This is a genomic window from Streptomyces sp. (assembly GCF_031181705.1).
Lineage (GTDB): Bacteria > Actinomycetota > Actinomycetes > Streptomycetales > Streptomycetaceae > Streptomyces.
Genome location: NZ_JAPSKN010000040.1, coordinates 26,530 through 38,510 on the forward strand (window position 1 = coordinate 26,530; position 11,981 = coordinate 38,510).

Consider the following 11,981-nt stretch of genomic DNA (forward strand, 5'->3'; position numbering starts at 1 on the left):
GGGGCCGGGGCAGGCGCCGGGGCGGCGGGTGCTGCGAAGGCCGGCGGGGCGAAGCCCGGGGCGGCGCCGCCCTGAGCCTGCTGCGGACCGGGCGCGGGCGCCTCCTCTTCGGCCACCTCGCCGCCGAAGTTCTTCAGCAACGCGTCCAGACCGCCGTCGAAGCCCTGCCCGACGGCGGCGAACCGCCACACGTCCTTCAGGTAGAAGTCACCCAGCATCACGGCCCGCTCGGTGGAGAACTCCGAGCCGGTGAAGGAGTAGCGGGCCACCTCCTCGCCGCCCGCGACGATCCGGATGTACCCGGCGCCGATCTGCGACATCTGGCCGGCGCCGTCGATCGTCGCCGTGAAGGACAGCTTCTGGATCTGCGGGGGGATCCGGTCGAGCGTGACCCGGAAGGACTCCGTGTCGCCCGCCTGGGCACCCAGGAGCTGGATGGCTTCCTCGGGGGACTTCGGCTGGTTGAAGAAGACGAAGTACCGATCGTCGGAGAGCCGCTCGTCGGCGTCGAGACCGAAGCAGCTGATGTCGAAGCTCAGACCGGGGCCGGAGATCTGCACGCCTACGTACAGATCCGTGCCCGCGGTGAGGTCACTGATCCTGGCCTTGTGGCCGCGTTGGAATTCCCTGGCCATGCGTAACGACCGTCCCCCATCCAGAACGTGAGTGCGTCGCGTCAGGCTAACGGCAAATCCGGACATCGGAAGACGTCGGTACAGAGCCGGTACAGAACCCCCGCCCAGCCGTATCGGCTGCTCGCTCACGCAAAGCGGTCACTCACCCCGCGGGGCTCTCCCCGCGGGCCCCGGGCACGTGGGGCAACCGCTCGGCGGCGACCACGCCCTCGAGATAGCCCCGGGCCCGCTCCGTTCTCGGGTAGGCCTCCAGCAGCCGCCAGAAGCCGGGTCCGTGTCCGGGGACGAGCAGGTGGGCCAGTTCGTGGAGGAGGACGTAGTCGACGACGTACTCGGGCATGCCCTGCAGGCGGTGCGACAGGCGGATGCTTCCGTCGGACGGGGTGCACGACCCCCAGCGCGTGTTCTGGTTGGTCACCCAGCGCACCGAGGCGGGCCGGGCCCGGCCGTCGAAGTACTGCTCCGAGAGCCGCCGCGCCCGCTCAAACAGCTCGGCGTCCCCGAGGGACCGCTTGCTCTCCTGGGCGGCCAGCTTGTCGAGCATGACGTTCACCCAGCGCTGCTCCTCCGCCGCGGACATGCGGGCGGGGATGAGCACTACGGTGCGATCGCCCTCGCGGTACGCGGAGACCGTCCTGCGTCGGCGGGGACTCCTGCGGACCTCGATCGCGCTCGCCCCCGAGCCGCTCGGCGGCTGGCTCGTCGTGCTGCGCTGTGGCTTTCCGGCGCGGTGCAGTGGATCGGCGGGCACGCCCCGACGTTACCCGCTGCACACGGGGAAGTCCCGGCTCCGGGACGGTTCGATGGCGCCCCCCTCTCCGGCCGCCGGATTTGTACGACGAATCCCCGTGCCTGTGGACAACTTTCGGCGGCGGGTGACGGGTTTGGGCATGCTGGATCCAGTCGGCGAAGCGAGGGGCGGGCCCGCTTCAGGACCGGAACGGCAGCCCGGCACCAGGGTTCGCCGCGACCGCGGTGTCCTGCGACCGGGCCCGGCTCGACCCACATCCGCACTCCCTTCCGGCACACGGGACGTTCTATGACATACGGGGGACCTGTCATGCATCCGATGGTGAAACCCGCGCTCCGGCGCGGCTGGCGCGACCTCAACACCGTGCAGTTCGGCATGACGCCGGCGCACGCCCTGACGCTCGGGCCGATGGACACGGCGACGGGCAGCTTCCTCGACCTGCTGAACGGCACGCGGGGGATGGAGCTGCTGCGCGAGGAGGGGCGCCGGATGGACCTGCCGGACGGCCATGTCGACGGGCTGGTGCGGCGGCTTTCGCGGGCCGGGCTCCTCGACGACGCCCGGGGCGGCGGACCCGCCGCCGACACGCTGCGGGCGAAGAAGGACGTCCTCGACCGGCTCCGGCCCGACCTGGCCTCGCTGTCCCTCACCACCTCGGAGCCGGGCGAGGCGCTCGGACGGCTGGCCGCCCGCCGCTCGCAGCGCGTGCAGGTCAGGGGCGCGGGCCGGGTGGGTGCCCTCCTGGCCTCGCTGCTGGCCGGGGCCGGCGTGGGCGAGGTCGAGGTGCGTGACGGCGGCCGGGTGGAGCCGTGGGACGTCGCCCCGGGCGGGCATCCGGCCCAGGCCGTCGGCGACCGCAGGGACGAGTCGGCCCGCCGGGCCGTACGGCAGGCCGCCCCGGACCGGCCGCCCCGCCGCGCCGAGCTCCCACCGCCCCCGGACGGAGGCGACCCGGGTTTCTCCCTGGTGGTCCTCGCCCCGCGGGACGATGTCGCGGTGCACGCGCCCGCCCCGTCCTGCGCCGAACCGCTGATGGCCTCCGGGACGCCCCACCTGTACGCCGGTGTCGTGGAGGGGACCGGCGTGGTCGGTCCGCTCGTACTGCCCGGGGAGACGGGCTGTGCGGGTTGTCTGCACGAGGACCGCACCGACCGGGACCCGACCTGGCCGCGTCTGATCGCCCAGTGGCGCTCGGGCAGGCAGCGCGAGGTCCGGCCCTGCGACCTGGCGCTGGCCACGACGGTGGCCGGGCTGGCCGCCGCGCACGCGCTCGCCTTCCTGGACGGCCGGGTCCCGTCGAGCACCGGCGCGCGCTGGGAGGTCTCGCTCCCCACGCTCCACTGGCACGCCCGGCCGGTATGGGCCCATTCCGCATGCCCCTGCGGCGCCTCTGAGAGAGGAAATGGGGAGCACCCCTCGGAGGACGGGGCATCACACGAGACAATGGCGGTGCAACGGCCGTCGGCGCAGTGCCGTGAGGCAGCGGCGGAGCGGCCGGCTGGGACTTGGAGGGCGCATGTCTGATCTTCCCCGGAAAGCGGTCACCCGGACCGCCAAACTCGCCGCGCTCCCGCTCGGCATCGCCGGGCGCGCGACGTGGGGATTCGGCAAGCGGATCGTCGGCGAGTCGGCTGAGCTCGTCGGCCGCGAGCTCCAGCAGCGCACCGCCGAGCAGCTGTTCAAGGTGCTCGGCGAGCTCAAGGGCGGCGCCATGAAGTTCGGCCAGGCGCTGTCCGTCTTCGAATCCGCACTGCCCGAGGAGGTGGCCGGCCCCTACCGGGCCGCGCTGACGAAGCTCCAGGAGGCCGCGCCGCCGATGCCCACGCGCACGGTGCACGGGGTGCTGCAGGAGCGGCTCGGCGAGGGCTGGCAGGAGCTGTTCTCGGAGTTCGAGGACAAGCCCTCCGCGGCCGCCTCGATCGGCCAGGTCCACCGGGCGGTGTGGCACGACGGCCGTGAGGTGGCCGTCAAGGTGCAGTACCCCGGCGCGGGCGAGGCGCTGCTGTCCGACCTGAACCAGCTGAGCCGCTTCTCCCGTCTGCTCGGCCCGCTGATCCCCGGCATGGACATCAAGCCGCTGATCGCCGAGCTGAAGGACCGCGTCTCGGAGGAGCTCGACTACGGCTTGGAGGCCCAGGCCCAGCAGGCCCACGCGGAGGAGTTCACGGACGACCCGGACGTCCTCGTGCCGCACGTGGTCCACCAGTCCGAGCAGGTCCTGATCACCGAGTGGATCGACGGCATCCCCCTGTCGGAGGTCATCTCGGACGGCACCCAGGAACAGCGCGACCGCGCCGGCCAGCTTCTGGCCCGCTTCCTGTTCTCCGGCCCGGCCCGCACCGGCCTGCTCCACGCCGATCCGCACCCGGGCAACTTCCGTCTGCTCCCCGGTGGTCCGGACGGAGAGGACGACTGGCGCCTGGGCGTCCTGGACTTCGGCACGGTCGACCGCCTTCCGGGTGGTCTGCCTGCCACCATCGGCGAGTCCCTTCGCATGACCCTCGACGGCGAGGCCGAGGCGGTCTACGAGCTCCTGTGCGCGGAGGGCTTCGTCAAGGAGACCATGGAGCTGGACCCCGACGCCGTCATGGACTACCTCCTGCCGATCATCGAACCGGCCCAGGTCGAGGAGTTCACGTTCACGCGCGGCTGGATGCGCAGCCAGGCGGCCCGCGTCGCCGATCCCCGCTCCCCCGCCTACCAGCTGGGCAAGCGGCTCAATCTGCCCCCGTCATATCTGCTGATCCACCGGGTGACGCTGAGCACCATCGGCGTGCTGTGTCAGCTGGGTGCCACGGTGCGGCTGCGCGAGGAACTGGAGGAGTGGCTCCCAGGGTTCGTGCCGGAGGATCCGGCGGACGGCGGGGAGGCGGTCGCGGAGGCGTGATCCCGGCCCCACGTCTCACCACCGGCCGGAGTCCGGGCGCCTCCCGACCGACCTGACCTGCTCCCGGGAGCAGGTCGCGCAGGAGCAGCGGCCCACGCCGTGCTCGACCGAGAAGGCCCAGGTGGGTGGCGGAGTCGTGCCCGGGGTGGGGCGGAGTCGTGCCACAGCGGGCGCAGGCCTGCCAGGGCTCCGCGGCGGACTCGTCGTCACCGCGTCCGGAGGGCTCGTCCGACTGGTCACCCGCCGACCACAGCTCCGTTCCCGGCCGCGTCACCGCCACCACGCATCACCGCGCCGGCGGCCTGCGCCGCCCTCGGCCGCAACGCGCCGCGGGGGCCGGTCCGTTCGGCACGGACCGGCCCCCGCGGGAAAGCACGGCCTCCGCTGCGGGAGGCCATCGCTTCAGGTGCGGTCGGTTACTGCATGACCGCGATGGCGAGCGCCCGGCGCGCGCGCCGCGAGGCGCGCTCCGCCCTGCGCTGCATCCGGCGGGCGGCCACCAGGCGCACGGCCTGGCGATCCCGCTCCGCCTCGTCCAGTCGCTCGCGCATATGCGCACGAGCCATGGCTTCTGGGATGAGTTGCATCTGTCGGGTCCTGTTCTGACGCGAGTCCATCGCGCCGTTCGTGGTGAAGTCTTGGGTCGCGGAGCCTGCGGGCTCGTCGGGGGACGGCTTCATCGGGGCCTGCTTCTGGGGGTCGTGCGTGAGGGGACGGTCGATCGTTCCTGCGGTGTTCATGCTGTGACCGGGTTCTTGCGCGGGCGGCCACGCGGCCGCTTCCGGGCGACGACGACACCCTGGACGAACAGCTCGCCACCCCAGACGCCCCAAGGCTCACGCCGCTCCTTGGCGCCGGCGAGGCAGGCCTCGATCAGCGGGCAGGTGCGGCAGAGGGACTTGGCGTACTCGACGTCCGCGGGCGACTCGGCGAAGAAGACCTCCGGGTCGTAGGAGCGGCACGGGACGGGTACGCCGAGGTTCTCGATGGCGTCGTCGAGCGCGGTGAGCGCGGTGAGCGGGGTCACGGTGGAGTCCTCCGTGGAGCCGGGCTTGGGGATCGTTTCCGAAGGCGGAACGGACGGTGCGTGCGCTTCGAGTTGCACGGTCGTCTTCCTCGTCTGGTCGTTCCGGCCTGTTGGCCGGGGGCGGCTGGTACCGGGTTCTTCTGTTGTCCCGAGGTCCTTCGGTCCGTCGTCCCTGATCGGGGACAAACAGAAGGGCCGCGGATCCCGGATGGGGTTCCGCGGCCCTGAAGGCGCCGGCCTGATCGAATCAGGCTGGATCACTCCAGGGTTCTGGCCCACGGAAGGCCCACATCAGGTGGTGCTGCGTCGTCTGCTTCCGGAATCCGGCACCGGTCGCCGTAAAGGCATAGGCCTGCGCCTGTGCCGCTACTGCTGCTTCCAGTGCCTTGGTCGGTCGCTCATTGCGCTCACGGACGGGAAGGCCCGCGGGAGCAACGGAGGAGGACGCCGGACGGACGGCACGAATGCCGGACAGACCGGTGCCCAGGTTCGAAACGCCGAGCATGCACGTGGAGACGGCCGAGCGATCGGTCATTTTCACGGTGCTGATGAAGCTGCTGTTGATGCTGATCACTGGGCTCGCCTCCTCTCGGCGTCTCGGGGGACTGGGTGAACCAGTCCTACGGATATGCAAGTACAGCACGGAATCAGGGCCTCCGAGAAGGCCGCTGCTCTCGTGCCTAAGAACCTATGGGGATTGCTGGGGCATGCGCAAACTATTTTTTCGACGAGTTCGTGTCAGTCGTGATCTGCGCCCGCCGCGGGGTACTGGCCTGCGCAGATGGCCAGAACGTCGGCTCCGTAGCGGGTGAGCTTGCGCATGCCGACGCCCGGGATGCGCGCCAGCTGGTGTTCGTCGTCGGGGGCCGTCTCGGCGATCGCCATCAGTGTCCGGTCGGTGAACACGCAAAAGGCCGGCTGGCCGCTCTTGCGTGCCTGGTCCGCACGCCACTCGCGGAGCCGCTCGTAGAGGGCCTCGTTCATGTCGGAGGGGCAGTCGTCGCAGCGCATCAGCTTCATCTCGCCCGCGTCGGTCAGCGTGCGGCCGCAGACGCGGCAGCGGGCCGGGGTGCGCTGCACCCGTCTCGGGGCGGAGCCCCTGGTTCCGGGGATGCCGCGCTCGATTCCGCCCGCGCCGCCCGCGGGCGCGCGGCCGGTGGTGGCCGTCGAGCCGGGACGCAGACCGTCGAGGAACCGGCTGGGGCGACGGCTGGGACGGCCACCGGGTGAGCGGGAGAGGGCCCAGGAGAGATGGAGGCGTTCCCGCGCGCGGGTGACGCCGACGTACAGCAGGCGGCGTTCCTCCTCGATCTGCTCGTCGGTCTTGGCGTAGGTGATCGGCATCATCCCCTCGGCCACGCCGACGAGGAACACGACGTCCCACTCCAGGCCCTTGGCCGAGTGCAGGGACGCGAGGGTGACGCCCTGCACGGTGGGGGCGTGCTGGGCGCTCGCCCGCTCGTCGAGCTCGGCGACGAGGTCCGCGAGGGTGGCGCCCGGCTTGGCGGCGGCGAAGTCCTGGGCAAGGTTCACCAGGGCGGCCAGGGACTCCCAGCGCTCCCGTACGGCGCCGGAGCCGGCCGGGGGCTGCGGCGTCCAGCCCTCCCCCGACAGCACGGCCCGCACCTGGGAGGGCAGGTCGACGGCGTCGTCCAGGAGGGAGTCGTTGCCGCCGAAGCGGGCCGCGCCGCGCAGGGCGACGCCCGCCTTGCGCACCTCGGGGCGGTCGAAGAACCGCTCGGCGCCGCGCAGCTGGTAGGGCACCCCGGCGTCGGCGAGGGCCTGCTCATAGGTCTCGGACTGCGCGTTCGTGCGGAACAGGACGGCGATCTCGGCGGCCGGGACGCCCGCGTCCATGAGCTCGCGGATGCGGCGGGCCGCGCCCTCCGCCTCGGCGGGCTCGTCGGTGTACTCGGTGTAGACCGGCTCCGGGCCCGCGGGGCGCTGGGAGACGAGCTCCAGGCGGTGATCGGCGGCGCGGCCCTTCGCCTGGGCGAGCAGGCCGTTGGCGAGGTGGACGACCTGGGGGGTGGAGCGGTAGTCGCGGACCAGCTTGACGACGGTGGCTCCCGGGTGGCGCGTACGGAAGTCCAGCAGGTGGTCGGGGGTCGCTCCGGTGAACGAGTAGATCGTCTGGCTGGCGTCGCCGACGACGCACAGGTCGTCCCGCTCGCCCAGCCACAGCTCCAGCAGGCGTTGCTGGAGCGGGCTGACGTCCTGGTACTCGTCGACCACGAAGTGCTGGTACTGCGCGCGGACCTGTTCGGCGATGTCGTGCCGGTCCTGGAGCACTGCGACGGTCAGCAGGAGCACGTCCTCGAAGTCGATGACCGAGCGCTCGCGCTTGATGTCCTCGTAGGCGGCGTAGAGCTGGGCGATCTCGGCCGGGTCCCGGGGGGCCTCGCGGCCGGCCTTGGCCGCGGCGGGCGCGTAGTCGGCGGGGACGGTCTGGGTGACCTTGGACCATTCGATCTCGGCGGTGACGTCCCGCAGCTCGCCGCGGTCGAGCCGGACACGGCAGGCGGCGGCCGCGTCGGCGACGAGCTGGATCTTGCGGTCGACGAGCCGGGGCATGGAGCCGCCGATGGCCTTCGGCCAGAAGTACTGGAGCTGGCGCAGGGCGGCCGAGTGGAACGTGCGCGCCTGGACGCCCCCGGCGCCGAGCTGGCGGAGCCGGCCGCGCATCTCCCCGGCGGCGCGGTTGGTGAAGGTGACGGCGAGCACACTGGACGGCTGGAGGATGCCGGCGCGTACTCCGTAGGCGATGCGGTGGGTGATCGCCCGGGTCTTGCCCGTGCCCGCGCCCGCCAGGACGCACACCGGACCGTGCAGGGCGGTGGCCACTTCGCGCTGCTCGGGGTCGAGCCCGTCGAGCACCGCGTCGGCCGAGTCCGGTACCTGCGGGAACAGGGTGGAGTGCGTTGCTGCTGTCACACAGCCATGCTGCCAGGTCGGGCGAGACGGCTGTGCCGGTTGTCCACAGGCAGGCGCCGATAGTCGTACCAATGCGGCAGGCGTCACGTCCGGCGGGACCGGGGACCCGGGAATGGTGGACGTTTCACTTGCGTTCCACCGACTGCGAACCCGTCCCCGAGCCACCGAAGGAGCACGAGAGACATGCCGGGCACTGTGACGATGTACAGCACCACGTGGTGCGGCTACTGCCGCCGGCTGAAGAGCCAGATGGACCGCGAGGGCATCGCGTACAACGAGATCAACATCGAGCAGGACCCGGAGTCCGCCGCGTTCGTGGAGAAGGCGAACGGCGGCAACCAGACGGTGCCCACCGTTCTGTTCCCGGACGGCTCCACCCTCACCAACCCGTCGCTGGCTCAGGTGAAGCAGAAGATCGGCGCCTAGTCGCCGGTTGAGTGTGCGGGAAGGCGGTTCCTGAGCGTGTGTGCTCAGGGGCCGCCTTCTTGCGGTGTACGGGTGGCCGTACGGCCCGGCTTGGTCGGACGAGCCCGTCAGGCGCCCCGTCAGGCCACGGTGCGGGTCGGGAGGGGCTTGCCGTACCAGAGTTCGATCAAACGGGCCGCGATCGAGATGCCGTAGGGCGGGAGCACCTCGCCGGACTCGAAGGCGGCGCGCAGTTCGTCGCGGGAGAACCAGCGGGCCTCGTGGATCTCGTCGCCGTCGACGTCGATCTCGGTCGTGGTGGCGCGGGCCAGGAAGCCCAGCATCAGGCTGGACGGGAACGGCCAGGGCTGGCTCGCGACGTACTCGACCTGCCCGATGGTGATGCCGACCTCCTCGTGGACCTCGCGGCGCACCGACTGCTCGATGGACTCGCCGGGCTCGACGAACCCGGCCAGCGTCGAGAAGCGGCCCTCGGGCCAGTGCATCTGGCGGCCGAGCAGGAGGCGGTCGTCCTCGTCGGTCACGGCCATGATCACGGCCGGGTCGGTGCGCGGGTAGTGCTCGGCCCCGCAGGCGGGGCAGCGGCGGATGTGGCCGGCCGCGGCGATCACGGTGCGCTCGCCGCAGCGGGAGCAGAAGCGGTGGGTGCGCTGCCAGTTCTCCAGGCCGACCGCGTGCACCATCAGACCCACGTCGCGTGCCGACAGCAGTAGTCCCGCCTCGCGCAGGCCCGCCGGACGCGCGGACTGGTCCATGCGTCCGGGCAGCGCGTCCTTCTGGAGGGCGAAGTAGCTGACGCCGTCCTCGTCGATGCCGAGGAAGTAGCGGTGCGCCTCGGTGAGGGGGGCCTCGAAGGAGGGGGTCATGACGATCTCGGTGCGCCCGTCCGCCGTCTCGTCGATGAGGACCTGGCCACCGGAGACCACGAAGCAGCGCGTGGAGGGGTGGCTCCACGCCGCCGCGAGCCAGGCCTCGTCGAGCCGGTGGTGCGCGGCCCGGTCGATGCCGCTCGGGGCGGTGAGCGAGATGGGCCGTTCGGCGTTGTGGTCGGTCCAGGTGGTCACGGGTGCTTCCAACTCCCCCGGTGGAACGGTTGGGTTCGGCGGCTGTTCGGCGGGACGTGCGGCGGGAGACGACCGGTTCCGGCGGGCTCGTGCGGTGCGGGGCGGCTCTTCCAGTGTGCCCCGCGCGCGTGGCCGGTCCGGGCGGCGGCCTGCGGTCAGGGTGCGTGACGCCAGTGCTCGGCGAGGTCACCCCACAGGTACGCGGTGGTCTCGACGCCCTTGAGGAGCAGGTCGAGTTCGACTTTCTCGTTCGGTGCGTGCCAGCCGTCGGAGGGGACGGAGATGCCGAGGAAGAGCACCGGGGCACCGAGGACGTCCTGGAGGTCGGCCGCGGGTCCGGAGCCGCCCTCGCGGGTGAAGCGCACGGGCTTGCCGAAGGCCCGCTCCATGGCGCGGACGACCGACTGCAGCGCCGGGTGGTCCAGCGGCGTCAGGCACGGGCGCGTGGCCCCGCTGAACGTGATCTCGCAGCGGATCCCGGCGGGCACCTGCTGCTCAGCCCAGGCGCGGACCGCCTTCTCGACGTGATCGGGGTCCTGGCCCGCCACCAGCCGGAAGGAGAGCTTCACCATGGCGGAGGCCGGGACGATCGTCTTGCTGCCGGGGCCCTGGTAGCCGCCGCCGATGCCGTTGACCTCGGCGGTCGGACGGGCCCAGACGCGCTCCAGGGTCGTGTAGCCGGCCTCGCCCCGCGTGGCGTGCGACCTGGCCGCGCGCAGCCACTGCCGCTCGTCGAAGGGCAGTTCGGCGAAGAGGGCGCGCTCGCGGTCGGTCAGCTCGACGACGCCGTCGTAGAAGCCGGGGATCGCCACGCGCGCGTGCTCGTCGTGCAGCGCGGCGACCAGGCGGGCGGCGGCCGTCGCCGGGTTGGGCACCGCGCCGCCGAAGGAACCGGAGTGGATGTCCTGGTCGGGGCCGTACAGCCGTATCTCGCACTCGGCGAGGCCGCGCATGCCCGTGCACACCGTGGGGGTGTCCTCCGACCACATGCCGGTGTCGGAGACGATCACGGCGTCGGCGGCGAGCCGCTCGGCGTGCTGCTCGACCAGGGCCCGGAAGTGCGGCGAGCCGGACTCCTCCTCGCCCTCGATCAGCAGCTTGAGGTGCACGGCGGGAGTGGTGCGGCCGGTGGCCGCGAGGTGGGCGCGGAGCCCGAGGGTGTGGAAGAAGACCTGCCCCTTGTCGTCGGCGGCCCCGCGCGCGTAGAGGCGGTTGCCGCGCACCTCGGGCTCGAAGGGCTCGGTGTCCCAGCCGTCCTCCCGGGCGGCGGGCTGCACGTCGTGGTGGCCGTAGACCAGCACGGTGGGTGCCTGCGGGTCGTCACAGGGCCACTCGGCGTAGACGGCGGGCGCGCCCGGGGTCTGCCAGACCTCGGCCGTCGGGAAGCCGGTCTCCGTCAGCTTGGCGGCGAGCCAGTCGGCGCTGCGTCGTACGTCGGGCGCGTGGTCGGGCTGGGCCGACACCGACGGGATGCGCAGCCACTCGGCGAGGTCGTCGAGGAAGGCGGCGCGGTGCTGCTGGATGTACGTACGGACGACGCTGTCCGGGGTCTGGCTCATGGTCACGAGCCTATCGGCCCGCACCGATGTCCTCGGAGTGCGGTTCCTCACCGAACCGGCCCCCCGACGGCTCCTCCAGCAGCAGCCGCTCAAGGGCCGCCCGGTCGGGCAGCGCATGCGGGCGCACGACCTCCCCGGTGCGCACGTACAGGAACGCCGCCGTGACCGACTCCGGGGGCACGCCCTGCTGCTCGGCCCAGGCGAGTCGGTAGACGGCGAGCTGGAGCGGGTCGGCGGTGCGGGAGCGGCTGGTCTTCCAGTCGACGATCTCGTACGTCGTCCCGTCGCCGTCGCCCTCCTTGTAGACGGCGTCGATGCGGCCGCGCACGACGCGACCGGCGAGCGTGAGCTGGAAGGGGGCCTCCACGCGGTAGGGCGTGCGGTGCGCGTACTCGGTGCGTTCGAAGGCGTCCTTGAGGAGCTGGAGGTCCCGTTCGTCGGCGATCTCGGCCTCGCTGCCGGGCAGTTCCTCCGGTTCCAGCAGCGGCAGGGTGAGTTCCTCGAAGCGGGCCTCGACCCAGGCGTGGAAGCGGGTGCCGCGGCGTGCGGCGGGCTGGGGTGGGCGGGGCATGGGGCGGGCCAGCTCCCGCGCGAAGCCGTCCGGGTCGGCGGCCAGGTGCAGCAGCTGGGACGCCGTGAGCGACGCGGGGAGGGGCACCTCGGTGACGCTGTCGCGGGCACGCAGCAGCTCGCCGGTG

At 72.3% G+C, this 11,981-nt stretch carries 12 protein-coding genes; 3 read left to right on the forward strand and 9 right to left on the reverse strand.

The window, feature by feature from the left end; translation table 11 throughout:
• Positions 1-635, reverse strand: a 635-nt coding sequence (locus RIN80_RS11185; RefSeq protein ID WP_309095389.1) for a TerD family protein, incomplete at its 3' end; no start/stop codon positions are given.
• Between the two features lie 142 nt (positions 636-777).
• Entirely contained in the window at positions 778-1,386 is a 609-nt protein-coding gene (locus RIN80_RS11190; RefSeq protein ID WP_309095390.1) for a M48 family metallopeptidase, read from the reverse strand.
• Positions 1,387-1,695: 309 nt separating this feature from the next.
• Between RIN80_RS11190 and RIN80_RS11195 the strand changes: the two genes are divergently transcribed.
• On the forward strand, positions 1,696-2,910 hold the full coding sequence (locus RIN80_RS11195; RefSeq protein ID WP_309095391.1) for a TOMM precursor leader peptide-binding protein: 1,215 nt from the start codon (positions 1,696-1,698) through the stop codon (positions 2,908-2,910).
• On the forward strand, positions 2,903-4,273 hold the full coding sequence (locus RIN80_RS11200) for an AarF/ABC1/UbiB kinase family protein (protein ID WP_309095392.1): 1,371 nt from the start codon (positions 2,903-2,905) through the stop codon (positions 4,271-4,273). The genes RIN80_RS11195 and RIN80_RS11200 overlap by 8 nt, the downstream gene beginning before the upstream one ends.
• 416 nt (positions 4,274-4,689) lie before the next feature.
• Here the strand turns inward: RIN80_RS11200 and RIN80_RS11205 are convergent, their stop codons facing one another.
• The 4 genes from RIN80_RS11205 to RIN80_RS11220 form a co-directional block, all read right to left on the reverse strand.
• Positions 4,690-5,013 carry a hypothetical protein gene (locus tag RIN80_RS11205; RefSeq protein ID WP_309095393.1) on the reverse strand — a complete coding sequence of 108 codons (324 nt, stop codon included), beginning with the start codon at positions 5,011-5,013 and terminating at the stop codon, positions 4,690-4,692.
• Entirely contained in the window at positions 5,010-5,378 is a 369-nt protein-coding gene (locus RIN80_RS11210) for a WhiB family transcriptional regulator (protein WP_309095394.1), read from the reverse strand. The genes RIN80_RS11205 and RIN80_RS11210 overlap by 4 nt, the downstream gene beginning before the upstream one ends.
• A 169-nt stretch (positions 5,379-5,547) precedes the next feature.
• A complete protein-coding gene (locus tag RIN80_RS11215; RefSeq protein ID WP_309095395.1) occupies positions 5,548-5,874 on the reverse strand; it encodes a hypothetical protein in 327 nt (108 codons plus the stop codon).
• Between the two features lie 164 nt (positions 5,875-6,038).
• Positions 6,039-8,234 carry an ATP-dependent DNA helicase UvrD2 gene (locus RIN80_RS11220; protein WP_309095396.1) on the reverse strand — a complete coding sequence of 732 codons (2,196 nt, stop codon included), beginning with the start codon at positions 8,232-8,234 and terminating at the stop codon, positions 6,039-6,041.
• A gap of 183 nt (positions 8,235-8,417) precedes the next feature.
• Here RIN80_RS11220 and RIN80_RS11225 point away from each other — a divergent pair, with 183 nt between their 5' ends.
• The gene (locus RIN80_RS11225; protein WP_009293545.1) at positions 8,418-8,660 is read left to right on the forward strand and encodes a mycoredoxin; all 243 of its coding nucleotides are present in this window, start codon (positions 8,418-8,420) and stop codon (positions 8,658-8,660) included.
• Between the two features lie 119 nt (positions 8,661-8,779).
• On the opposite strand, the gene nudC is transcribed toward RIN80_RS11225, so the two are convergent.
• From nudC to RIN80_RS11240, 3 genes are all read right to left on the reverse strand, one after another.
• The gene (nudC, locus tag RIN80_RS11230) at positions 8,780-9,724 is read right to left on the reverse strand and encodes an NAD(+) diphosphatase (RefSeq protein WP_309095397.1); all 945 of its coding nucleotides are present in this window, start codon (positions 9,722-9,724) and stop codon (positions 8,780-8,782) included.
• A 155-nt stretch (positions 9,725-9,879) separates the two neighbouring features.
• Positions 9,880-11,283 carry a dipeptidase gene (locus tag RIN80_RS11235; RefSeq protein ID WP_309095398.1) on the reverse strand — a complete coding sequence of 468 codons (1,404 nt, stop codon included), beginning with the start codon at positions 11,281-11,283 and terminating at the stop codon, positions 9,880-9,882.
• Positions 11,284-11,293: 10 nt separating this feature from the next.
• Positions 11,294-11,981 (reverse strand): PD-(D/E)XK nuclease family protein (locus RIN80_RS11240; RefSeq protein ID WP_309095399.1); only part of this gene is annotated, 688 nt, incomplete at its 5' end.

Bases quoted from the DNA above. Each gene is read 5' to 3' on its own strand.
- RIN80_RS11195 (WP_309095391.1), top strand. From the start codon at position 1,696: ATGCATCCGATGGTGAAACCCGCGCTCCGGCGCGGCTGGCGCGACCTC.
- RIN80_RS11200 (WP_309095392.1), top strand. From the start codon at position 2,903: ATGTCTGATCTTCCCCGGAAAGCGGTCACCCGGACCGCCAAACTCGCC.
- RIN80_RS11205 (WP_309095393.1), bottom strand. From the start codon at position 5,013: ATGAACACCGCAGGAACGATCGACCGTCCCCTCACGCACGACCCCCAG.
- RIN80_RS11225 (WP_009293545.1), top strand. From the start codon at position 8,418: ATGCCGGGCACTGTGACGATGTACAGCACCACGTGGTGCGGCTACTGC.
- RIN80_RS11235 (WP_309095398.1), bottom strand. From the start codon at position 11,283: ATGAGCCAGACCCCGGACAGCGTCGTCCGTACGTACATCCAGCAGCAC.